A 24,657-nucleotide genomic window follows, 5' to 3' on the forward strand; every position below is an offset into this window, starting at 1 on the left:
AGCTTTGCTTAGAAGCAAATGTACTGAAAAATATAAATTTTATCTTACAAAGTTTTCGCTTTTTCAGGAAGTTTTATTTGCACAAATAAAAGTGTCAAAGCATATATAAATGCGGGAGCTGCTGTTCGCATGGCCGCATGATTTATCGTAAGAAACCAAAAAAAGAAAAAAGATAAAAAATACAAATGCTGTCGATTGTTGATATATAATACAAACGGAGTAATAAGTAGTATTAAAAGTCCAAATATGCCTAATACACCATGTTCGCTTAACATTCTTGTTATTTCGTTATGAGAAGCAACTTCTTGTCCTAATGAATCTTTTCGCAATTCTTTTCCTATTCCTGCTCCTACTCCGGTAATAGGGTTATCAAAAAACATTTTAAGATCTGCTTCCATAGCCGCTTCTCTCCCACCCAATCGATCTGTTTTCTGTCTTCCTTTAGCATCTTGATTAGCATATCTTTTTTCGATTAGTCCGCTGGTTTGCGAAATAGTATATCCCCAAATACCAATTCCTAAAAGGCACGACAAAATTATAACTAAACCGACCTTAGCTTTTCCAAGAGAATTCGAAAAGTAATAAATTACAACCATAAGACAGACAATCATGGCAATTCCAGTAACGACACCACCTCTTGAAAAAGTAACAATTGCTCGGTAGCTTACCAAAATCAAAAGAATTCCATTTAAAATGACCCTCTTTTTTGATTTTGAAAACAAAACAAATTGCGAAAAAAAGACAAACATTCCAAGCCCCAAAATAGTAGAAACTTGATTAGGGCCAAAGCCTCCTGAAGTTTCAAAATTAGACTGTGTCCCTGTAACAACATCTTTTACGCTCGGATTATACAAGAAAAGATAAACTACTGTTGAAATAATAGGAAATCCCATTACTTGAATAATATTTTGAAGATCTGTAAACAGAATTTTTCTTTTAAACATATAGATTGAAGAAACTGCTAAACACACTGGTCCAGACAAATTAAATACTAAAGCTTTTTTAATATCTATAGTAAAATCAATCGTATTTATAGAAACGAAAATCCCAGGTACTAACAATAATAAGTAAAAGAAATAAACAAACGATTTAGTTGAAACAGTGCTATAAAACATTCCTGTAAGCATGAAAAAGATAACTAGTGTTTTCACATACTCATTACTGAAATTACCACCTGTCATTCGCAAAAAAACTTCAACGCCTATTAAGTAAGCACTTACATAAAGAACTTCATTATTCTTATTCTTACTTCGAAAAACAACAAAGAGACCAACAACTGGAATTAAAAGTGCATATAGCATTGACAAAAAAGGTAATACAAAAACCATCAATGCAATTATAACATGGACTAAAATAAGATAAGAAAATGAAAATCTTTTCATTAATTTAATTCTTATAAAGCTGTATTACTTTTTTGATTACAGCCTCTTTTGAATATTCCTTTACAGTTGATTTTTGAAAAATTTTCTGCTAAAGTAGTTCTCAATGCTTCATCATAAGTTAGTAATTTTAACTGATCCTTTAATTCTAAATAGTTTAACGGGTCAAATAACAATCCGTTAAAACCATTTTCAATAATTTGTGAACAATATCCAACATTGGAAGAAAGAACTGCCAATTTTTCTGATGCGTACTCTAATAAAGTTATAGGGAGTCCTTCGTTTGTCGAAGCCAAAACTCCAATTGAAGATTGCGAGAGTATATATTTGATATCGTTCCTTTCTCCGTACAAATGTATATAGCTCTCTAATAAATTAAACTTTATAAACTCTTTTAAATAAGCTGAATAGGAGTCGAAATAATCTTTCCCAATTAAATGTAAAGTCCATCCTGATTCCTGTAATCTTAAATCTTGAAAAGCTTTAAGCATCAGCATATGATTTTTGGGTTCTTTTAAATTTGCAAGAAAAACTATTCGCCTGCCTAGAATTCCTTTTAATCTTGTTGTTTCTAAATTTTCTTTTCGATCTAAAATGAAATTTGGAATAAAAAAGACGTTTTTACAAAACATATTTTTCTTGCTCCAAGCTTCTAATTGCAGGCTTACCACAAAAATCGAAGTAAAAAAAAGAGAACAAAAAATCAACATTTTATTCTTACTTTTCGATTCAGCTGCTCTATTTCCAAAATGATCGTGCCAGAAAATCTTAATTTGAGGTAATGTCAATTTTACTAAAACTGCTGTAAAAAAAGAGGTACTGTGCGTATGAACAATATCAATTCTGTTTTTTAAAATATACTTTCTTAATCTAAAAACAGCTTTAAAATCGACTTTGCTCTTTTTGTTTAAAAACAAATACGAAACTTTTTCATCTATCTGATCAGTCAATTGGCCTTCTTTTCGAGTTACAACTAACCCCGAAAAAGTCATTTCTTTTGATAAAGCATTGGCATAATTCACCGCCATTCTTTCGGCACCTCCCATTTGCAATGAATCTACGATTTGCACCACTCTCATTTCTCAAGTACTTTTTTAAGTTCTGCTTCGAAGATTTCAATTGTATAATATTGTGACCAATCTGCGACTCTCTTACTCGTTTCTAGAAAAAGTTTTTCATCTAAAAAATCAATTATTTGATCCCGATCTTTCTCTAAATTCATATTCAATACTATTCCTCTTTTTCCATAATCTAGCATAAATGGAACACATGAAACTTTTGTCGCAATAGGTATACAGCCCCAAAACATTCCCTCGGCGATAGCTTTTGGCCATCCTTCACTCTTAGAAGGTAAAATAACAAAATGGCTTTTTTGATAAGCTTTCTTTAATGTTTCTTTATCTTGGTTGCCATGTAAAAAAACAATGTTTTGGAGTTGATTTGCGGCAATGTAATTTTCTAAAGAATCTCTTTCAATTCCTTCGCCATATATATTTAAAACCGCTTTATTTCCCTTTTTCACAAGTTGCTCAATTAACCTTACAGCATATATAGGATTTTTACCTTCTACTAAACTACCTGCAAATGCAAACTCCATTGTTTGATCTATATTCTTTTTTATGATCAATTCTTTTTCAGAATCTGAATAAGTTGCAGTAAAAAATGATTTTAAATTTTTAGATTGATTTTCCCAGTATCCGTAAACCAAAACCTGTATATTCCTGCTCAAAAAAGTACTAACTAAAATATATTTCTGTAAACGGTATGTCCAAGGCTGTTTACTTTGAGGATCCCAGTTTCCTGCATATTTTGCCGATTTTGTTTTGTTTGGGAAAAACATTTGAACAAAACAGCCCAACAATCCCATATTTCCAGGACATCTTAAATGTATATGATCTACATCTTTCATCGCCCAAAATAGCTGACAAAGAATAAATGGAATTTTAAAGACTGCCAAAAAAACTGTTTTTAAAACTAGTAAAACTAAAGTTAGAAACCTTCCTAAAATCAATCTTGCTATGTTGATAAACACTGTCAATTTTTGTTATCCTGTTTTTTTTTAATGGAGCCAAAATAATAACCTCATCAACATGTTTCAACCAAATATTCATTTCTCTCACATAAGGTGCATAACCCAAATATTTATTCCCTTTTTGAATATGACTAACATTTGTAATTATTAAGAACTTCATTTTAGATCTGCTTTTATCCTTATTTTCGAAGAAAGCCTTTCGTAGTTAATTTTGTAACTCTTTAAAAAAACTAATAGTACGATTTACTACATCTTCAACTTTATACTTGCGAAGTACAAACGCTCTAGCTTTTTTTCCTATTTCATTTGCTTTTGATATATTCGAAAGAAACCATACAATCTTCTCAGCAATATCTTCCGGATCGTATGGATCACACAATAAACCTGTTTTATAATCTTCAATAGTTTCAGGGCCTGAGCCATATTTTGTAAAAACTACCGATTTTTCCATAGCCATTGCTTCAGAAGCAACAAGACCTTGGGTTTCTACATGAGATGGAAAAACACAAACCGCAGCTTTTGAGTATGCTTTTGGAATATCCTTAAAAGGAATCGCTCCGTGAAAATGAATATGACTTGCCAATTGTCCTAATTTAGGTAATTCCTTTTCTTTAAGCATCTGTATGTAAGAGCTTCCATCTGGAAAAAACCAATCTCTTCCATAAGTTTCTAATGAAACATTAGGAAACTTTTTATTTACTAACGGAAAAGCTTGAATCAACTGGCGGATTCCTTTTTTCTCGCAAACCGTCCCAACAAAAACAATTTTGTTCTTGGATTCATTTTTACTTATAGGTTTAAAAAAATCTGTATCAATGGGGTTATTTAAATATACTAGTGGTTTGTTATTGTAACTCAAATACTTTTCGGTATGATTTTTTGCATAGTGGGAAACTGCTATAAATGCATCACTTTTTTTGAAAGATCTTTTTTCCTGAAACCCTTTCCATTTGTCAATTTTTCTTTTTTCACTTTCTGCAAAAAAATGATGACCACCGTGCAGACGTATCACATATTTTACATCTGGCAGCTTATTTATAAAAGCGAGACCAAGCTCAGATGATTCAACAATTTGTATTGGATTTCTTTGATGGATTTCTTTGATTTTAGTATTAATCAATTTATAGTTTAAATACCATGTAAAGCCTTTTACTGTATTCTTCTTCACTCTATAAATTTCTACACCTTCAACAATTTCAGTTTCTTCTTTTTCTATATAGTTTATCCCGACAACTGACACTTTCATTCCTTGTTTGACTAGTGCTGGCGCCAATGTTTTAACAAAACTGCCTATTCCTCCATGTGGAAAACCTTGTTTCGGAAATTCGTTTGTAATGAAACAAATATGCATCTTAAACAATAATCAGTTTTTGCCTTATGTTGTTTGATGCATTTTTATAATCTCCAAGTATTTTCACTTTCCATTCTTCCATGGCAATATTTTGACTTGTCTCTAAAACTATTTTTTTTGAAATTTCTTCTTTGCTGTTCAACCAAATAACCGCTTTTTTATTTGGCATACTCTTAAAATGTTGAAACTGATAGATTGTATTTACGGACCAATTTTCTTCTTTTTTATTTTGTTGATCGTAATTAATGAAAATGCAAGGTTTTTTAAACATCCAAAAATCAAATGCCATTGTTGAGCCAACATTGACAACTATGTTAGAATAAAAAGCTGTACTAACAAGTAGCTTTACATCTTCGAGAGATGGATAAACGGCATTCCATTCTTTTGATTTACTAAAATACCATAATGGCGGAGCTTCTTTTATTATCTCTTTAAATTCATTTACAACGTCATCAAATCGTCCTGAAAAATCGACTGGACATCTTCTAAATAGTATTTGATACTGGTGTTGTAAATTTGCTTTAATAATTTCTTGAGCAAGATCTTTTAAATAAATCGGATCATCTGGAGATGTTTTTAGATCATCTCCTGAAAAACATATTATTTTCTTATTTGGGTCTAAATTATATCTTTTATAAAAAATTTCTTTTTCGATTATATTCTCCGCTTTTCCATAAAACTCAAACTGAGGTGTTCCTGTGATAAAAATTTTATCTGCAGAAATTTCAGGATAATATATTTGCAGTTCATTTTTCATATAATCTGACCAAACTAAGTAATTATCGGCTCTTAAAGCTAAACGGGCTTTAGGCAGATTATCCCAAGAATAAATTACTGTTGTTGTCGAAATTCCTAAATCTAATGCTGCTGCAAATATTGCTGCTGCTTTTAAGGCTCTTTGGTGAGAACAAAAAACAGTACTAGGCTGCTCTTTTTTTAGAATTGCTTTTACCTCTTCATAAAAAGGATTTTGACGTAGCGCTTTCTGATATTTTCTTTCTAATTTTAGAATGCTGGAATATTGCTTAAAAAAAAGGAGCAATACACTCAATTGTTTTGTAGAAGATCTTTTTTGAAATTCTATTTTGATTCCAATTCCAGTTACTTAACAAAGTGGAATTTTTCGTTTTTTCGTAATTGGAATACAATCTAGACAAACAAATTAATTCCCTCAGAAATTTTTCTTTTACTGACTCTTTGTAATCTGGAATTACAATTTCGCTTTCTATAGCAACATTCTTCTTAATTGCTATTATAGTCTCTGGATCAAAATTATGAAACAGAATCAATTCTTCGTTTGTATTAATAAATGTGTCTGAATAAAGGTAATTTCTAATTCCAACTCCATCCGGAAAGAAAAGTAAAATTTTATTCTTCTTCATTCAAGAACCTTACTTATTAAAAAAGTCTTTTAAAATTTTAGCCGTAAAAATTTTAGCCCCATCATCTGTCATATGTCCGCAAGACGAGAAATACTTGTTTTCGATCACTACGTTCTCATAATTATGAATTTCAGGATAAGCTTTTTTAACTTTTTCAAAATAATTCATTCCCACCACATTTTCGCACATTGGTGTCATTACAGCAATAAAATTGATATTGTTTGCTTTGCAGATATTTTTAATTTCTTCGTAATATTTATTATGAGGAAGCGGATTTAAGTTGACAATATTATTTTTCATATTGCCGTTTTTATGTTTTTCTAATGGATAATATCCTAGGTTGTCTAATGCATTTGTTTTTTCATTTTTCATGATTTTACAAACTTCTCTAAAACCAATTTTGCTATCAAACTTTATGAATCGATAAAATGGAATATAATAAAGTTCATTAAAATTTTCCTGAGATTTAAACTGATTTTTTATTACTTCTGAATTATGAATGTAAGGTAAAAACTTTGCCGAAACACCATCCGATTCTTTGTCGTTCGACAAGTTTAAATCGGCTTCGAGAATAATATTTTTAATTTTATATTTCCTTTCAATCATTAATTTCAGCATTAATGAAGCTTCAAATAAATGTCCACCGCTCATACCATAATTAAACGTTTTCAGTCCTTTGTCTTCAAACATTTTCGAAACAAAATGATTGTTTGCTCTTGAGGAACCTAGAATAACTACATCATAGTTTTGAGGTTTAGAATTGACAACTGTTTCAATTTTTCCGCGATTTTTTGATTGAAAAAAAACTGCTGTATAAAGTCCATCCAAAACAACTGCAATTAGAGTTATTATTAGAATAATTTTAGCGGTATAGGTTAAAAAACGTTTCATTAAAATTGAAAGTATATAAATTCTTTATAGTCAGAGAAAGTCCCAAAAGCAAGTATTGCTGTAATAGCCAATGCAATTTTAAGCATACTATTTCGTCCTGAAAGCGGTTCGATCTTAGCACGGCTATTCCATTCTACTGCAACAAACAATACTACTAAGAGTATTAATTCGTAATTGTATCTTTCGTTATCTAAATATTGAAAACTAAAATCTTGATTTAAAACTAATCTTTTCAGATACAGCAAAGCATCTGATATTGTTCTTGCTCTAAAAAATACCCAAGCGACACATGTAATTATAAACGTAGATAAAATACTTAGAATTACTTTTACGGAGTCTAAATCTCTTTTTAAAACTATTGTATCTATGTTGTTTCTGTTACTTTTTGCCAGTAGCAATGGTAAAAAATAAACAGCATTTATGAATCCCCAAGCTATATAAGTCCAATTTGCTCCATGCCAAAAACCGCTGACGATAAAAATTATAAACGTATTTCTAATTTTCATCCAAAGTCCGCCTTTACTTCCTCCTAATGGGATATATAAATAATCTCGAAACCATGATGAAAGCGATATGTGCCATCTTCTCCAAAACTCGGCAATATCTCTAGAAAAATAAGGGTAATTGAAGTTTCGCAACAAATCGATTCCAAACAATTTTGAAACCCCTAAAGCTATATCTGAATATCCTGAGAAATCTCCATAAATTTGAAATGCAAAATAAACGGCTCCCATTATCAACGAAAAAGAATTCATTGTTGAATAATTATCGAAAATGGCATTAGCATAAGTTGCACAAGTATCTGCAATGACTACCTTTTTTACCAATCCCCAAATAATTTGACAGACTCCATCTTTAGCAGTTTGAAAATTAAACTCTCGTTTTACTTTTACTTGCGGAAGTAAATGGGTAGCTCTCTCAATTGGACCGGCAACCAGCAAAGGAAAGTAACTTACAAACAAGGAATAATCTACAAAATTGTATTCGGCTTTAATTCGTTTATAATAAATATCTATCACATAAGACAGTCCATGAAAAGTGTAAAACGAAATCCCGACTGGAAGTATCACGTTTAATAAAATAGGGCTTGCTTTAAATCCTGCTGTGCTTAACAAATCTGCAAAAGAAGAGGCAAAAAAGTTATAGTATTTAAAGATTCCGAGAAATCCAAGATTAACAATAATACTTAACCAAAACCAAAATTTTCTGCTTTTTTTCAGATTTTCCTTTCTCAATTTGAATTCCTGTGTAATAATCTAAGAAGGTTGAAAAAAACTAATAAGAATAAAAACCTCCAATCCCAACAGGAATAGAAATAATAACTAGCTACAATTAATACAAAATTTTGAGTGCTTTTGTTTTTGTTAAAAACAAACCAATACAATAAAAATACTATTGGTAAAAAAACAGCAAAAGCTATGGAGTTGAAAAACATAATTGCTTAAAAGTGGAAATTAGTTAAGAAACATAATTTAAATATCTCTAAATTGTTTTTGATGATTGAGCTGACAAATATCCGATTTCTGCCGACAACTAAGAAATAATTCAGCACTATTTCTATATAAGGATTCTCAGAGCCTTAAATTAATTATATCTTTTTAAATAAATATTCAGCATAATCAAAATCCTCTTGTGTATCAATATCAACAATTGCAAACGTATGGTTTACTTCGAATGGCAATGCATCTTTTGAAATAATTATATCTTCAAAAATTAATTTTGCTTTTATGATATACAGCAATCCATTTTCAAAAAAAGAGGCTCCAAATCTTGGCTCCTTTGTCCGATTTTGTAATTAAACGGAATAAATTTATTATCTACTATTTTTCCAAACTTTTTGTCATTCTCTGTAACCGTAAATAAACTATCATGTCTCTCTCTTTCATATATACTAAAAGCATCTTTCAATAAATTTTCTGGTCTTAAAGGATTAGTAGGCTGCAGTAGAATAACATTTTCAACCTCAATATTTATTGTCTCCAAAACATGTTTCAATGCAGTTATGGTTGGTTCTAAATCTCCCGATAATGATTCTGGTCTGTCTATAACTTTTGCTCCAAATTGTAATGCAATCTTTTTTGTTTCAGCATCATTAGTCGAAACATAAATTTCATCAATTATTTCACTGTTGGCTTGTGCGTACAAAATACTATGCACCAGTAAAGGAATACCGTCAATTAATTTTATATTTTTTTGATACAACCTTTTAGAACCTCCTCGTGCTGGAATTATAGCAATTGTTTTCATTTTATTGCATTCTTTTTCTAGCATTTGCTATAAGTTCATTCATACTAACATTCCATTTTTCTGAAGAATACAATTCTGAAGAAAATTCAGGAAACTCAAATTTTCCATTTAAAAAATCATTTATTGCATCAACCCATTCTAAAACAAAATCAGGATTTTGGATAAGTCTTCCCAGCTTTCCATATTGCAAAACTTCTGGAACACCTCCCATTGCAGAGGCAATACAATAATTGCCACAGTGCAAAGCCTCAATTAAACTTAACCCAAAACCCTCCTGGCATAACGTTGGAAAAAGATAACAATCTGACGCTCGATAATATTCTGGAAGATTATGGTTTGGGATTTTACCCAAGAATTTCACTCCATCCATATCGTTTTCATATTCGCATCCAATAACTATTAATACAATATTCTTTTCTGTATTATATATCTTTTTCCATGCTTCTAAAATAATATGTAATCCTTTTTTTGGTCTATCTTGAGAACACCATACAAAGACTTTTTTATCATCAAATTCAAGTATTTTCTTTAACTCTTGTTTTCTTGAAACTGAAACTCTTTTAAATTTATTAGTATCGATGCCGTTATAAAGTATCGAGAAATGACTAGGAAGAGTAGTAATTGTTTCTTTATGCAGTTTATAACTATCATGTGTTAATACAACCAATTCATTTATCAATTCATAAAAATTTGATTGTGAATTTGGCTGAGCATACGGGGAGAAACCATGATAAAAGAACTGAATGTAACAATTCTTTGAAACTCCTTTTGAAACAAGATACTCTTTAAGAGGTTTAACCATTCCGTAATTATCAACAATTTGAATTATATAATTTTCTTTTGGAACTATTATCTTGTCTAGCGCTTGTAAATATTCAGTATTTTTTTTCTTGAAAACTCTCTTTTGAATCTTGCTCCAAAGTGTTAATTTCACAAAACTATATTTTACGCTCTCAAACAAAACCTCTGGCTTAGGGCAAACTATATAGTCTATTTCATGATTTTTCTCTAAGTAATTCTTATACAATGTTGTCCAACTTCCAATTTTTGAAAAAGGCAAGGACACTTGTGAAAGCAAAATCACTTTTGACATTAAACTTTTCTCATTAATCGTTTCAACATTTTTGTACTACATTATATAATTACTTAATCTTTAATTCTAATATCAAATCTTTTCAGATGTATTAAACGAAAACCTTTTTTGGTTAAAATAATTACTGTAATTCCAACATAAAGTCTTACTGCATCATAATAGCTAAGTTTTACATTCTTTAAGTTTTCTAAAATGGATTTGAAATTTTTTATGCTTTTATTAAATTTTACCAGCAATCTTATTTCGTAGAAAAAATGCATTTTTCTATATATAATGTATTGCTTAAGCTTTTCGATTTTTTCTTTCTCTATATTATAGTTGTTAATGTTTAATGCTTTATAGACTTTTTGAAAGTAATCAAATTGCGATTGCAAACTGATTGGATTAGTTGATGCTTCGGAATCGATACTTTTATGTCCTCTTCGCACAAAAAACAATACGTCTTTAATATAGCAAAACCTCACATTTTCGGTCAACCTTCTAAAGTTAAAATCAGTTTCCTGAGCATTTGACAAAGTCTCATCAAAGAGTTCTTTATCATTTAGTACTTCTCTTTTCCAAAGTGAAGATGGTGTTAAAAAATAAAGTTCTCCTAGTATAAAATGAAACAAGGCATTTGTGTCGTAAATCATTTGAGGGATAAAATCCTCACTGGCATCGTGGATTGTTTTTGTGAATATTTTCGAAAACGCTGCACAAAATCCTAATTCCTTATTTTTTTCTAAAACAGCAACTTGTTTTTTAAGAAAATCAGGATGCATAATATCGTCGCTGTCAAACCATTTTATGTATGCCCCCTTAGATAACTCGAAACCAAAATTCCTGCAAGCATTTGCTCCTTTTATTCGATCTATTGGTCTTTGATGATATTGAAAACGCTTATCTTTATCTATGTAGCCAGCAATCAAACCAGCTGTTTCATCAGTACTTCCATCATCAATAATAAGGCATTCCCAGTTTGTATAAATTTGGTTTGCTATACTATTTAATGTCTCTCTTAGTAGATCGGCTCTATTATAAGTGGGAATAATTATTGAGACTAATTTATTTGACATTAAAACTCTCTTTAGTTCTTTTACTAAAAGTGTGTAATATTGATTTTAGAAAACCAATATAACCTAGAATTTCTCCTGATTTAATGCACAATCCTGTTATTCGTAGAAAATACATAACTTGTTTTTTATCGCTTAAATAGGCCTGAAATAGTTTTGGAAATAAAATCTGTACTTGATCTTTTGAAAAAAATTTACCTGACAAAAGAGAATAATAAAATAAAAACTTTGCCTTATTTTTTTCTCTGGACACTGTTAAATCACCTGAAATACTTAAAAGAGAAAATCTCACAAAAACTGCAGCTTCGTTGATGGTGTAAATAGTACTAAAATCTGAAAATTCTAAGACTGCCATATCATCACTGTGCCAGCCCAATGGGTAATCTTTAAAACCAACTTGTAATACCTTCTCTTTATTGAAAATGTACTCGCTTAATGAACTTCGAGTTTGACTTCTAACTTTCTTTATTAAAAAAGTTGTCGATTTTTCTATTCTAGGATGAGTATAGGCAGTGGATATGTTTTCATTTTTATCATTGATTAATTGTGAAGAATACCTAACTACCTTTATTTCCTCTTTATCAATTATTGGTATTGTTTTATAAAACTCCGCAACAACATTACTTCCCAGAACATCGTCATCGCCCAAAATCATAATCCATTTTTCGCTCTTCGACAAATCAATACAACGCTGCCACTGTTTTGTTAATGACTTACTTCCCAAATTTTCATTAAACCGATAATAGTTAACATCAAACTTATCCTGATATTTTTCTATTATTTTTTTTGGACACTCAGGACTTGCGTCGTCTCCAATATAAACCTTAAATCGTTGATCTGATTGATTAGCTAGTGATTGAATTGTTTCTTCAAAATAAGCTAATTTGTAAAAAGGAATTATAATAGCCAGCATTTACTTAAGCCTTATTAATCTTTTTATGCCAGCTTTAAAAATCATTTTATTTGATAATGGTTCTGGAACTTGAACGTTATTACTCTCAAATTTTGCTATTAAATCATCAATCGAATTTGACGGCATAAATTCTAACACATTCCATACTTCTGGTACTAAGGGGTGAATATCTTTAAATTCTTTGTAGTTTGAACTATCTAAAGATTGCCAAAACTGAAAATATTTCTCTGTATCAAAATCATCTCTATGTCCCCAATTTTTAATCTTAAAATAAATTTGTTCTTCGCTTCTAGCCCAAGATTGATGAATTACTTTAATGTTCGAAAAATGATTTTTGATTTTGTCATTACTTCTTGTATACGTATTTACGGTCTGATTTGTTATAAACGGAAATTTCTCTTTATTATCAATATACAAATAACCATCCGGCAATTCTCGAAATAAAGTAATCAGCTTTCCTTGGAAACAAATTGGTGTAAGTTTAGGAAATAAATTTAGATACCAATACTTGTTTAAATACTTCGCGATCTTTTTAAAATCATAAACATATTCATCAACATCCAACTGAATTTTCCAACCTTTCCCTAATTTCTTCAGTACCATATTTCGTTCTCTTGATTCGCATTCCATCGGAGTTAAATTTGGTAAATAAAATTGATCAAAATAAAGTTGAATTTTATTCTTCTTATCAAAAAGTTTAACTTCATCAAAAAAAGAATCGGGTATTTTAAATGTATTTCCACTCCATGTTTTACTTTCACTGTCTATAGCTAAAACAATTTTATCAACATCATCATACAATTGCTTGATAGAGGTAAGCAGCATATTATAATCATAAGATACCAAATAACTTACACTAATCATTCTCTGTAACTTTTGAGTTCCACTTTGTGGGTAAATACATTTTCGAATGTTTAGGCAGCAGTTTTGTCCTTTTTGTGAAATCGCTTTGTTCTAAATAAAATCCCACTAAGTTTTTAATGGTATAAAAAGTATCAACCTGACCAGTTCCAATCCAAAGATTGATGGTATAAAAACCAGGAACAAATAACAAATGATCCGTATTAACACAAATCGCAATTTCCTGCCCCTTTTCTAACTTCTCAAATAGCAATCCATCATCTTCATTTGTAATATGGGTAACTAACTCATGATTTGTATTTAAAACATCCATCGCAATAGATAAATCTGTAACACGATCTAAAATCTTAAAGTTCATTTCAAATTCTAATTTATCCCCCAATTCAATAATCTGACCTTGCAAAATTGGAATACTATTACGTGTGACTTTAAAGTAATTAAATTCAATCCTATTCAAACGAGATTTATGAATACACTCTGACAAGAGTTCTTCTGTTGTTATTTTAGAATAAAAATCTATGCTTTCACTAATTTCACCTTCAAAAACAACCTTTCCATGTTCCAAAACAATTCCTCTCGTGCATAAACGCTGCACGGCAGCCATATTATGGCTTACAAATAAAACAGTTCTTCCTTCACCTTTTGCAATATCTTTCATCTTACCGATTGCTTTCTTTTGAAATTCTGCATCACCAACTGCCAATACCTCATCAATAACCAAAATTTCAGGCTCTAAAAAGGCTGCAACAGCAAATGCCAAACGAACAGTCATTCCGGAGCTGTATCTTTTTACAGGAGTATCAATATAACGTTCACAACCTGAGAATTCGATAATTTCGTTTAGTTTTAAAGTGATCTCTTTTTTGGTCATTCCCAAAATAGCACCATTTAAAAAGATGTTTTCCCTTCCTGTCATTTCTCCATTAAATCCGGTACCAACTTCTAATAATGATGCAATGCGTCCACGAGAATTTATATTCCCAATAGTTGGTGCAGTAACTTTCGATAGTATTTTAAGAAGTGTAGATTTTCCTGCGCCATTTTTACCAATAATAGCTAAAACTTCTCCACGTTTAACTTCAAAATTTATATTTTGCAGTGCCCAAACATAATCTGAAGTTCCTTTAATAGAACGATCATTTGTCTCTCCTATTTTTAAATAAGGATCCTCCTTTCCTCTTATCTTATACCACCAGCGATTTAAATCATGGCTAATGGTTCCGGTACCAACTTGCCCTAAACGATATTGTTTAGAAATCTTTTCGACCTTTAAAATAATGTCTTTCAATTTTAGAATAAACTAGATATAAAAAATATCGAACTCTTTTTAAACTGTATCTATAAAACTTTTCTCGGTTCTATTAAAAGTTAAAAGACCAATAAAAAAAATAATGATCGCAACAGAAACGGTATAAACTAATCCTAAAACAGAAACTTCCCCCACATTTAAAAGAATGTATCTTGAAGTTTCAATTATATATGCCAGCGGATTGTATTCAACAATCCATTCATATTCTGGCAGTTTGTTTTTTACTAATCCCATTGGATACATTACAGCTGACAAATACATTAATAATTGGATTCCGAAACTTACCAAATAACTAAGATCTCGATACTTAGTAACCATTGAAGAAATCATCATTCCTAATCCAAGTCCTAAAATCCCCATAGTGATAATTAAAAAAGGAAAAAATATTGCAAAACCATTTAAAATTAGATTCGCACCTTTTAAATAATAGAATATATAAAATGCAATAAAAATTAAAAATTGGATTCCGAATTTAATTAAGTTAGAAATCACAATTGATAATGGAGTAATAATTCTTGGAAAATAAACTTTTCCAAAAACATTGGCATTCACTTTAAAAGTATCAGAAGTTCCATTCAAGCAAGCTGTAAAATAATTCCAAACCGTAATTCCTGCCAAATTAAATAAAAAAGGCGGTAAAGAACCCGTGTTGATTCCTACGACATTGTTAAAAATAATAGTAAAAATAATTGAAGTAAATAATGGTTGTATCAAATACCACAGCGGCCCCAAAACGGTTTGTTTATAAGTTGTTATTAGATCTCTTTTTACAAACAAAAATAATAGATCTCCATACTGGTATATTTCTTTAAGATTTAACGATAGAAATTTGCTCTTTGGTTTTATAACAAACAACCAATCCTCTTCCCCATTTTTGCTGTCCATTTTCAGAAATATTTAACAATGGAAAAAGGCGCTAAAAAAGCACCTTTTTTCTTACAAATTATATTTGTAGATAACATCCTATAGTTTATCCATACTATTTATCCAAAACTTCAAAAGTTGAATTCATACTCTTAAATTCAGGAACAATCTTTTTCATCTTAGCGACAATATCGTCATTGTCATAAAAATCAGCAATTCCAATTAACTCATCGATATCAATATGTAAGTTTTCATACTCATCTTGTATTTCTTGAGCTATCATAATTTTATTATGATAAGTTGGCAGCGTTTTAGAAGTATCATTCAATAACTCTTCGTATAATTTTTCGCCTGGTCTTAAACCAACTATTTTAATTTTAATTTCTTTATCAGGGATAAAACCTGCAAGCTTGATCATTTTTCTAGCTAAATCAATAATTTTGACAGGTTTTCCCATATCAAAAATATAAATTTCTCCGCCGTTCCCCATCGCTCCAGCTTCTAATACTAACTGACAAGCCTCTGGAATGGTCATGAAATATCTAATAATATCTTGATGTGTAATTGTAACCGGACCACCTTCAGCAATTTGTTTGGTAAACAGTGGCACTACAGATCCATTAGAACCTAAAACATTACCAAAACGCGTAGTAATAAACTTTGTTACTCCTGGAATATTTTCACTTTGATTTTTTAAGAATAAAGACTGTACGTATTTCTCTGCAATACGTTTACTTGCTCCCATAACGTTACTAGGATTAACCGCCTTATCAGTTGATACCATGACAAATTTTTTGACATGATATTTACATGATAAATCAGCAAGATTCTTAGTCCCTTTTATGTTAGTTAAAATAGCTTGCGAAGGATTATCTTCCATTAACGGCACATGTTTGTATGCTGCCGCATGAAAAACAACATGTGGATTATGGTTTTTAAATACCTTCTCTAATGCTTTCTTACTTTTTACATCAGCAATTACGGCAATTATTTTTGTTTGAGAATCCATTGCTAATGTCTCCAAACATAAGTTATGAAGCGGTGTTTCAGCATGATCCAAAACAATCACAGCCTTTGGATTAAAACCTAGAACTTGTCTCACGATTTCACTTCCTATCGAACCAGCAGCTCCTGTAATAAGAATCGTTTTGTCTTTTAATTGCTTAGAAATTGATTTACTATCTAAAACAATTGGTTTTCGTTCCAGTAAATCTTCAATCTGAATATTTTTTACTTTTTGCGAAATCTCTTTTTGATTTTCCCAATCTGAAATCAATGGAACAGTATAAACTCTATAATTAAACTCTAAACATTGATCAACAATTATTAATTGTTCTTCTTTAGATAAACTTTTATCTGCAATAATTACACCTTCTGCAGCTACAGAACGCATTAATGCAGGTAATTTTTTTCGTAAAATTAAAATCGGAAGATCTAACATTCGTTTAGATGCATTCTGATTGTTTTTATCAACGAAACCTACAATTTTAAATCTAGAAGGAGTTTCAAACTTCAAAGCATTGGCAACAGAGATTGCATTTGCGTCGGTACCGTAAATTACCGTTCGAATTAACTTAGAATTTGTCTTCTCTGAAAAGTACATTTCAAAAGTTTGTTTTACGACTACTCGATACAAAAACAAACTGCAAAATGATAAAACCAAATTAATAAAAAGGGCAGTATTCAAAAAGGCCTTGTGACCAGTATACAATTCAAAAACTAAATTGAAAAATAAAAAGAATACTAAAACTGACATTTGAGAAAACAACAGTTTTATAGCATCAATAAAAGAGGAATGTCTAATAATCCCCGAATAGGTCCTGAACAACCAAAAGAAAAATACATTTACTACTAATAAACTAGCAACAAAATATGATTGATGTGATGTAATAATATACCCTAATCCCGTTCCTTCAAAAAGCATATAGGTAAAGGTGAAAGAAAAAATCAGTACCATTATATCAATGGCAATAATAATCCAGCGAGGCAAATAACTAAGGCTATTAATATTTGCTCTTAAATTCCTTGGTGAAAAAGAATTGTACAATATAGAGGCTATTTTGGTTGGTTGATCTGTCTCCAATTTGGTCTGATTTCGTTCTGTAAACTTTGTATGTCTTACAAAAATACAAATTAAAGGGTTTAAAAATTTATTTCTACAATAAATTAAACTTTAACTCCTTTTTTCTTTTGCTTTAAAAATTCTATTAAATACGTCCCATATCCTGATTTCACCAACGGCAATGCTAATTTCTCAAGTTGAGTATCATCAATAAATCCTTGTCTCCAAGCAATTTCCTCAATACAACCAACCTTTAAACCTTGTCTTTCCTCAAGTACTTGGACAAATTGTCCCGCTTGCATCAGACTATTAAAAGTCCCTGTATCTAACCAAGCAGTACCTCTACTTAATATTCCAACTTTTAGCTTTCCTTTTTCAAGATAAACTTTATTAACATCAGTGATCTCATATTCACCACGAGCACTAGGCTTAATATTTTTAGCAATTTCAACTACAGAGTTATCGTAAAAATACAACCCAGGAACAGCGTAATTTGATTTAGGCTCCAATGGTTTTTCTTCAATTGAAATCGCTTTTTTGTTTTCGTCAAATTCAACAACACCATATCTTTCAGGATCAGAAACATGGTACGCAAAAACAACCCCTCCTTCTGGATCAGCATTATCTTTAAGCAATTGTTGCATATTTGTTCCAAAGAAAATATTATCCCCAAGCACTAAAGCGACCTTATCTTTACCTATAAATTCCTCTCCAATGACAAAGGCTTGTGCTAACCCATTTGGGTCTGGTTGTTCTGCATAACTAAACTTGCAGCCAATTGAACTACCATCTCCTAAAAGCTTTTTAAAATGTGGCAAGTCATGAGGCGTAGATATAATCAAAATCTCATTTATTCCTGCCATCATCAAAGTTGACAACGGATAATAAATCATAGGTTTATCATAAACCGGCATGAGCTGTTTACTTACTGCTAATGTCAACGGATGTAATCTAGTGCCAGAACCTCCAGCTAATATAATTCCTTTCATAAATCTTAGTCTTAAATTTTAAACAAACATTTTTTTTAAACTTTTCTTATAATCTGGAACATCCAAATTATAAACTGTTTTTATTTTTTCTTTATTCAACAACGAAAAACTTGGTCTTTTTGCTGGAGTAGGATAAGATGATGATGGAATTCCTCCTACTTTACAGTTATATTGCCCAAATTCTTTAATACTTAACGCAAATTCGTACCAGCTAATTTCGCCTTCGTTCGAATAATTATAAATTCCTGGAATCCATTTAGAAGATTCAACTATATCAATCATTGCCTTTGCTAAATCTGCAGCATAAGTTGGTGAACCAATCTGGTCATTTACAACATTAATCTCCTCTCTCTCTTGCATTAATCGTTGCATCGTTTTTACAAAATTGTTTCCAAATTTACTGTAAACCCAAGAAGTTCTAATAATAATCGATTCGGGATTTTCTTTTAAGCAGGCCTTCTCACCTGCCAGTTTGCTTTCACCATAAACATTTATGGGATTTGTTGCTGCCTCTTCATCTAAAGCAATTGAAGACGAACCATCAAAAACGTAATCTGTCGAAATATGAATTAATTTGGCATTATTTTTTGCGGTATACTTAGCAATTAATTCTACTGCTAAATAATTGACCTTAAATGCTAATTCCTTTTCTGATTCAGCTTTATCAACAGCAGTATAAGCCCCGCAGTTAAATATTACATCTGGTTTAATTGCTGCTAATTGTGATTCCAATAAATCTAAATCATCCAATGTCGCTTTTGTTCGATCAACAAATATCCATTCATACCTCAAATAAGAAGGGGACAAAACCAATAATTCTGATCCTAACTGACCTGTTGCTCCGGTTACAAGAATTTTTTTCATTAAAACAAACTATTGCAATTATCGATAAAGGGAAGTATTTGATCTTTGTCTGAAACTATTGCGTCCTCTAAATTCATTCCCCAATCAATATTTAAAGAAGGGTCATCATATTTAATTCCGCCTTCAGAAGCTTTATTATAAAACTGATCGCATTTATACATTACTGAAGCTGTTTTGCTGATAACAGAAAACCCGTGAGCAAATCCTTGTGGCACTAATAATTGTTTTTTATTCTCAGCAGTTAATAAAACACTAAAAGCTTTTCCATAAGTTAGCGAATCTCTTCTTAAATCTACTGCAACATCAATAATCTCACCTTCTAAAACGCGAACTAATTTAGTTTGTGCAAATGGTGGATTTTGATAATGCAAGCCTCTTAATGTTCCTTTTTTCGAAAAGGACTGATTATCTTGAACAAATTCAATATTAATTCCTAAATCTTCAAATTTAGTTTTACTATAAGACTCAAAAAAGTATCCTCTTTCATCACCAAACACAGTAGGCTCTACAATTACTAAATCTTCTATAAATGTTTTTTCAATATTCATGCTATAATTTTTTATTTATTTAAAGAAATTAATTATAACTTCTTTTATTCTGCATTTATCTGCATCAGTTAAATTTGAGCCTGATGGCAAACATAAGCCTTTTTCGAACAATTCTTCAGCAATTTTACTACCATAATATGGGTATTTTTCAAAAATTGGCTGTAGATGCATCGGTTTCCATAATGGCCGACTCTCAATATTAGCTTCGTCTAAAGCAAGCCTCAAGTTCTCCCTCTCTTCCTTTGTTTCTAGTAATATTGTATTTAGCCAATAATTAGAAAAAAAAATATCATTTGGATTATTAAAGAGTCGAGCATTTTTAATGTCTTTAAAAATTTCTATATAGAATAAATGATTATCCCGTCTAAGATGAATATTCTCTTCTAAAACTTTAATTTGTCCAAGACCAATTCCTGCACAAATATTACTCATTCTATAATTATAGCCTATTTCACTATGCTGATAGTCTACAGCTGAATCTTTTGATTGAGTTGCATAAAAAATAGCTTTTTCTTTTATATTTTTGGAACTCGAAATTAATGCTCCCCCACTCGATGTAGTAATAATTTTATTTCCATTGAAAGATAAAATACCAAAAGTTCCAAAACTACCACATTTTTTCCCCTTGTAACTGCTCCCAAGAGCTTCGGCGCTATCTTCTATAATTGGTATTCCGTATTTATCAGCAATTGAATGAACCTCATCTATTTTATAAGGCATTCCATATAAATGCACTGCTATTATTGCTTTTGGTTTTTTTCCTTTTTTTATTCGATCTTTTATAGCAATTTCAAGATTTTCTGGACAGATATTCCACGTATCTATTTCACTATCTACAAATATCGGGTATGCATTTTGATATAAAACTGGATTTACCGAAGCTGCAAAAGTCATACTCTGACAAATTACCTCATCTCCAGTTTTAACACCTAATAAAATTAATGCTAGATGTATGGCAGACGTTCCTGAATTTGATGCTGTAACAATTTTGTTGTTTTTAAAATAATCTTGAAGTTCATCCTCAAATTCATCGACATTAGGACCGCCTGAAGTAATCCAATTTGATTTTAAAGCTCTCTGAATATACTTTTTCTCGTATCCACTTTCCTGAGCCAGTGACAAATAGATTCTTTTATTGTCCATTATTAATAGACCAATAATCTGATGGATAACGAACATCGTCCTTACTAACATTACTTAATGGCAATGTAGAAAACGACATCAATTTTGAGTTTACTTCAAGAGATTCTACCGCATTTGCATAACCAGCTGGTATGTGAACAATTTTACTATCAGATTCGGAGACGAAAACGGTCTCCATATCCAAATCCTTTGAAGGATTCTCCCAATTATCAATTTTAATAAAATGAATCTTAAAAGACCCCGAAAGACAATAAAAATTTTTAGTATCTAATTTATGTCCTTGCCAAGCACGAATAGGATTTTCCTCAGAATTACTTATAATATAAAATCTTTCAATATCCGAAAAACTAAAATCATTTACATAAGAAATTGTACCACGATGATCGGAGAAATTTCCTCCTTGAATTATTTTAGGCTCCATGATTTAGTCGCAAATTCTTTTTATTTAATAAATAAAATTTCGAGGAATAAATAAAAAGTAAAGGCAAAATTACTATTAAAAACACAAGATTATCTTTAACTTTTTGATAGAGAAAAACCACTAAAAAAGAAATCCCCATTTGAACTAAAGCATAAAGAAGTGACACTACTCTATGTTGTATTTTATAGTCATTACTTAATACTTGATACAGATGCAATCGATGTGCTTCAAAAATATTCTGTCTAAGATAAAGTCTATGTAAGATTGTACAAACCGAATCAACTCCATATACTGCTAAAAATAGTAACCAAATAAGTGATTCTGTTACAAGAATTAGTTTAAGAACTAAATAAATCACCCAAAATGCGATGGCAATACTTCCAATATCGCCTGCAAAACATTTTGCTTTTTTTCTATAATTGAAGAACAAAAAAACTATGCTCGCAATTATTGCGTATTTTATAAAATCACCATCTGTAAAAAGCTGAATATTTGTATTGACATATAGCAATGCTCCCATTACTACAAGAGTATACAGTCCTGTAATGCCATTAATTCCATCCATAAAATTATAGGCATTAATCAAGCCTATTGATAAAACATATGCTATTGCAATACCCCAGATTGGAAATAAACCGAATAGCCCCAAGTCGAAAAAAATCAAGGTGATGGAAAGAAAATGAATCGAAATTCTTATCTTATTGGATAGACTTTGAATATCGTCCCAAAAACTAACCAAACTCACTAATGTTATTCCGGTAAAGAAAAAATAATTAGTTTGGATATGCTGAACGAAATAAAGCAAAACTGAAAACCAGAAAATAATTCCTCCTCCTCTTAGCGTTACTTCTGTATGTGAACTCCTTTGATTAGGTTTGTCAATTATATTAAAACGATTTGCTACTTTGAAATAAAGTAACATGATAATCATTAAAATAATTCCTAAAAGTGTATATTCCATTTTTCACGAATCTATTTATTTTTTTCTAACTCTCTAATATCAACTCTTTCAAGATAATCCAAAACTGATTTGGGTTTCCAATTAAAAAGTTTTTTAGCTTTAGAATTATCAAATGTTAAATTTGAGGTTATTTTTTTACTTTTAACGAATTTATCGGGGCTCTTTCTCCTAAAACATTTCCTACTTCTCCTATCGTCTTTGCTACCCATAATGGAATACTTAAATAATGGTTTCCTTTGCTAGAAAGAGCTAAGCTTAATTCGTTAAAATTAGGATGAATGTCATCAGTTAAATTATAAATTCCTCCAGAATTTGCGCAAATAGAGATAAATGAAGCCACATCTTCCACCAAAACCATACTTTTCCTCGCCCTTCCTTTATCAATATTAAAATAAAACCCTTTATCAATGGCCTTTATCATTGCTCCTAGATTTCCTGGAGGTCTTTTTCCAACTAATAATGGCAGACGAAGAATAGTACATATAATTTTATGCTTTTTACACCAATCTAAAACCGCTTTTTCAGATTCAATTTTACTTAATCCGTATGCATCAGAAGCCAGTAGAGGGAATTCTTCATTAATATCTTGTCCAACATCTTGTCCGTATACCGATACTGAACTTATAAAAATAAATTGTTTAGGTAAAAAAGTATTTTCTAGCCCTTTTATTAAATTTAAAGTTCCCAAAACATTCACATCATAAAATTCTTTTTTTTGCAATTCTGTCTTTGGTACCACATGTGCCTTACCAGCGGCATGAATAACAAGATCAAAATTTTCTTCAAAAACTGGAATTTGTTTTTCTAATGAAATTTTATAATCCCCAAATGTTCTAGATAGAGTTTTAACATTATGATTTTTGCAACTGTCATCCAATATTGCTTTTCCTAAAAACCCATTTGCGCCTGTTAGTAATATATCCATTTTAATAAAAACTTTTTAGCCAACCCCACTTATTAAAATATATAATTGCGCTTTCTACTGTTATCCACTTAAACTTTAATTTCTTATGAGTTAATTTAGCAAAATGATGATAAACATGAGCCTCAGGATAATAAGCTGTAGTAGATACTTCTAAAAATCGTCTAGTTAAATCTGCATCTTCAAGATACATAAAAATTCTATCATCAAATAACCCAACTTTTTTTAGAATGTTAGTTCTTAAAAACATAAAGCAACCAGATAAATAAGGTATATCAAGTATCGTGCAATTATAGTCTTGATCTCTATACTCATATTTATCCATTCTTTTTTTAAATATTTTTTTTAGAGAAGAAGGCATAAATCCTCTTGCGAACAAATCAAAAAAAGTAGGATTTGTTTTGCACAAGTGTTGAAACTCTCCGTTTGGATAAGTAACCTTTGGCATTACATGTCCAATATCTTGATTAGTATCCATAAACTCACAAAGATTCTCTAATGTTCCTTGTTCAAAATAAATATCTGGATTAAGTACTAAATGATAATCTGATTCTAAATTAAAAGCTTTCTGAATTGCAATATTATGTGAGGCGCCGAAACCAGGATTAGATGGGTTATGGATATATTCTATTCTTTTATCAGTAACGAGAATTTTTAATTCATCTGTTGGTGAATTATCTACTAGATACAACTTTACATTCAATTCTGTATTTAAAAATGAGTTGATTGCTTCTTGTAGCATTTTTATATCATTCTTATACAAAACTATACACGATGTAATTTTAATCTTCATTGTTTATTGAAATAAAAAATTTAACTCTTTACTGTAAAACTTTATTATAAAAATCTAAATAATTAGCTCCCATAATTTCACCTACTAAATTTTTTTGCCTTTTTCGAAAGCATTATTAGATTTTAAACTTCTTTTATTTAAAGCTTCAGTAACTGCAACATTCAAAGAATCTATGTCTTCTAATTTAAAATAAGAAACTTCATCTTCATTAAAGATTTCATGAAAAACGGGAATATCCGAACATATAATAGAGGTTTTTGTTAATGCTGCTTCAACTAGTGCTAAACCAAATCCTTCACTCCTTGATGGCATAGCATAAATATCAAATAAATGCACATATCCGTAAGGTTTTAGCGTATATGGCAAAAAAACTAGTCGATCCGCAACTCCCAAACTTTGAGCTAGATATTGTAAATTTTTGATTTCTTTTCCTTCTCCAATAAATACCAAGGACAAATCATCTCTTATATCCAATAATCTTACAATTTGATCAATTCCTTTTCGTTTATTTAGTGCGGCATAAGATCCAATGATTACTAGCTCCCTCTCTTTCAATTCATTTATTTTATCTACATAATTC

Annotated in this window: 26 protein-coding genes and 1 pseudogene; all 27 read right to left on the bottom strand. The window is 30.5% G+C overall.

Annotated elements, in window-relative coordinates:
• Positions 1 to 44 precede the first annotated feature (44 nt).
• Entirely contained in the window at positions 45 to 1,382 is a 1,338-nt protein-coding gene (locus BOW55_RS14380; protein WP_129024674.1) for an O-antigen ligase, read from the bottom strand.
• An 11-nt stretch (positions 1,383 to 1,393) separates the two neighbouring features.
• Positions 1,394 to 2,458 carry a glycosyltransferase gene (locus BOW55_RS14385; RefSeq protein WP_241686575.1) on the bottom strand — a complete coding sequence of 355 codons (1,065 nt, stop codon included), beginning with the start codon at positions 2,456 to 2,458 and terminating at the stop codon, positions 1,394 to 1,396.
• Complete coding sequence (locus tag BOW55_RS14390; RefSeq protein ID WP_241686576.1) at positions 2,455 to 3,336, bottom strand: glycosyltransferase; 882 nt, start codon at positions 3,334 to 3,336, stop codon at positions 2,455 to 2,457. Before BOW55_RS14390 ends, BOW55_RS14385 begins: the two co-directional genes overlap by 4 nt.
• Complete coding sequence (locus tag BOW55_RS21405; protein ID WP_241686577.1) at positions 3,323 to 3,571, bottom strand: hypothetical protein; 249 nt, start codon at positions 3,569 to 3,571, stop codon at positions 3,323 to 3,325. Before BOW55_RS21405 ends, BOW55_RS14390 begins: the two co-directional genes overlap by 14 nt.
• Before the next feature lie 45 nt (positions 3,572 to 3,616).
• Positions 3,617 to 4,762: a glycosyltransferase family 4 protein gene (locus BOW55_RS14395; protein WP_129024675.1), complete on the bottom strand. Its 1,146-nt coding sequence runs from the start codon at positions 4,760 to 4,762 to the stop codon at positions 3,617 to 3,619.
• Position 4,763: 1 nt separating this feature from the next.
• On the bottom strand, positions 4,764 to 5,804 hold the full coding sequence (locus BOW55_RS14400; RefSeq protein ID WP_129024676.1) for a UDP-glycosyltransferase: 1,041 nt from the start codon (positions 5,802 to 5,804) through the stop codon (positions 4,764 to 4,766).
• Entirely contained in the window at positions 5,788 to 6,144 is a 357-nt protein-coding gene (locus BOW55_RS14405; RefSeq protein ID WP_129024677.1) for a hypothetical protein, read from the bottom strand. The genes BOW55_RS14400 and BOW55_RS14405 overlap by 17 nt, the downstream gene beginning before the upstream one ends.
• Before the next feature lie 9 nt (positions 6,145 to 6,153).
• Positions 6,154 to 7,035, bottom strand: coding sequence for a hypothetical protein (locus BOW55_RS14410; RefSeq protein WP_129024678.1), 882 nt, complete (start codon positions 7,033 to 7,035; stop codon positions 6,154 to 6,156).
• Positions 7,035 to 8,470: pseudogene (locus BOW55_RS14415) on the bottom strand (MBOAT family protein). Before BOW55_RS14415 ends, BOW55_RS14410 begins: the two are co-directional and overlap by 1 nt.
• A gap of 153 nt (positions 8,471 to 8,623) precedes the next feature.
• Complete coding sequence (locus BOW55_RS21680; protein ID WP_371414526.1) at positions 8,624 to 8,776, bottom strand: hypothetical protein; 153 nt, start codon at positions 8,774 to 8,776, stop codon at positions 8,624 to 8,626.
• Entirely contained in the window at positions 8,761 to 9,282 is a 522-nt protein-coding gene (locus tag BOW55_RS14420) for a cytidylyltransferase domain-containing protein (protein ID WP_371414527.1), read from the bottom strand. Before BOW55_RS14420 ends, BOW55_RS21680 begins: the two co-directional genes overlap by 16 nt.
• 1 nt (position 9,283) lies before the next feature.
• Positions 9,284 to 10,216: a glycosyltransferase family 4 protein gene (locus BOW55_RS14425; RefSeq protein ID WP_241686578.1), complete on the bottom strand. Its 933-nt coding sequence runs from the start codon at positions 10,214 to 10,216 to the stop codon at positions 9,284 to 9,286.
• A 212-nt stretch (positions 10,217 to 10,428) separates the two neighbouring features.
• Complete coding sequence (locus tag BOW55_RS14430) at positions 10,429 to 11,430, bottom strand: glycosyltransferase family 2 protein (protein ID WP_129024680.1); 1,002 nt, start codon at positions 11,428 to 11,430, stop codon at positions 10,429 to 10,431.
• The gene (locus BOW55_RS14435) at positions 11,420 to 12,340 is read right to left on the bottom strand and encodes a glycosyltransferase (RefSeq protein ID WP_129024681.1); all 921 of its coding nucleotides are present in this window, start codon (positions 12,338 to 12,340) and stop codon (positions 11,420 to 11,422) included. Before BOW55_RS14435 ends, BOW55_RS14430 begins: the two co-directional genes overlap by 11 nt.
• The gene (locus BOW55_RS14440) at positions 12,341 to 13,204 is read right to left on the bottom strand and encodes a hypothetical protein (RefSeq protein ID WP_129024682.1); all 864 of its coding nucleotides are present in this window, start codon (positions 13,202 to 13,204) and stop codon (positions 12,341 to 12,343) included. It lies immediately after the preceding gene.
• Positions 13,197 to 14,489, bottom strand: a complete 1,293-nt coding sequence (locus BOW55_RS14445; protein WP_129024683.1) for an ABC transporter ATP-binding protein — start codon at positions 14,487 to 14,489, stop codon at positions 13,197 to 13,199. The genes BOW55_RS14440 and BOW55_RS14445 overlap by 8 nt, the downstream gene beginning before the upstream one ends.
• Positions 14,490 to 14,528: 39 nt before the next feature.
• Positions 14,529 to 15,395 carry an ABC transporter permease gene (locus BOW55_RS14450; RefSeq protein WP_129024684.1) on the bottom strand — a complete coding sequence of 289 codons (867 nt, stop codon included), beginning with the start codon at positions 15,393 to 15,395 and terminating at the stop codon, positions 14,529 to 14,531.
• Between the two features lie 94 nt (positions 15,396 to 15,489).
• Positions 15,490 to 17,457: a nucleoside-diphosphate sugar epimerase/dehydratase gene (locus BOW55_RS14455; protein ID WP_129024685.1), complete on the bottom strand. Its 1,968-nt coding sequence runs from the start codon at positions 17,455 to 17,457 to the stop codon at positions 15,490 to 15,492.
• Between the two features lie 83 nt (positions 17,458 to 17,540).
• On the bottom strand, positions 17,541 to 18,425 hold the full coding sequence (rfbA, locus tag BOW55_RS14460) for a glucose-1-phosphate thymidylyltransferase RfbA (protein ID WP_129024686.1): 885 nt from the start codon (positions 18,423 to 18,425) through the stop codon (positions 17,541 to 17,543).
• Positions 18,426 to 18,443: 18 nt separating this feature from the next.
• On the bottom strand, positions 18,444 to 19,289 hold the full coding sequence (rfbD, locus tag BOW55_RS14465; RefSeq protein WP_129024687.1) for a dTDP-4-dehydrorhamnose reductase: 846 nt from the start codon (positions 19,287 to 19,289) through the stop codon (positions 18,444 to 18,446).
• Positions 19,289 to 19,837 (bottom strand): dTDP-4-dehydrorhamnose 3,5-epimerase, encoded by a 549-nt coding sequence (gene rfbC, locus BOW55_RS14470; protein WP_129024688.1) that lies wholly within the window; start codon positions 19,835 to 19,837, stop codon positions 19,289 to 19,291. Before rfbC ends, rfbD begins: the two co-directional genes overlap by 1 nt.
• A 15-nt stretch (positions 19,838 to 19,852) precedes the next feature.
• Positions 19,853 to 20,980, bottom strand: coding sequence for a DegT/DnrJ/EryC1/StrS aminotransferase family protein (locus BOW55_RS14475; RefSeq protein WP_129024689.1), 1,128 nt, complete (start codon positions 20,978 to 20,980; stop codon positions 19,853 to 19,855).
• Complete coding sequence (locus BOW55_RS14480) at positions 20,970 to 21,401, bottom strand: WxcM-like domain-containing protein (RefSeq protein WP_129024690.1); 432 nt, start codon at positions 21,399 to 21,401, stop codon at positions 20,970 to 20,972. Before BOW55_RS14480 ends, BOW55_RS14475 begins: the two co-directional genes overlap by 11 nt.
• The gene (locus tag BOW55_RS14485) at positions 21,391 to 22,362 is read right to left on the bottom strand and encodes a glycosyltransferase family 4 protein (RefSeq protein ID WP_129024691.1); all 972 of its coding nucleotides are present in this window, start codon (positions 22,360 to 22,362) and stop codon (positions 21,391 to 21,393) included. The genes BOW55_RS14480 and BOW55_RS14485 overlap by 11 nt, the downstream gene beginning before the upstream one ends.
• Before the next feature lie 127 nt (positions 22,363 to 22,489).
• Positions 22,490 to 23,287, bottom strand: coding sequence for an NAD-dependent epimerase/dehydratase family protein (locus BOW55_RS14490; protein ID WP_206733611.1), 798 nt, complete (start codon positions 23,285 to 23,287; stop codon positions 22,490 to 22,492).
• A 1-nt stretch (position 23,288) separates the two neighbouring features.
• Entirely contained in the window at positions 23,289 to 24,077 is a 789-nt protein-coding gene (locus tag BOW55_RS14495; RefSeq protein ID WP_129024692.1) for a glycosyltransferase family 2 protein, read from the bottom strand.
• Positions 24,078 to 24,161: 84 nt separating this feature from the next.
• A partial coding sequence (locus BOW55_RS14500) for a glycosyltransferase (protein ID WP_129024693.1) occupies positions 24,162 to 24,657 on the bottom strand: 496 nt, incomplete at its 5' end.

It is taken from the genome of Flavobacterium sp. YO12 (assembly GCF_004119495.1).
In the GTDB taxonomy this organism is placed as follows: Bacteria; Bacteroidota; Bacteroidia; order Flavobacteriales; family Flavobacteriaceae; genus Flavobacterium.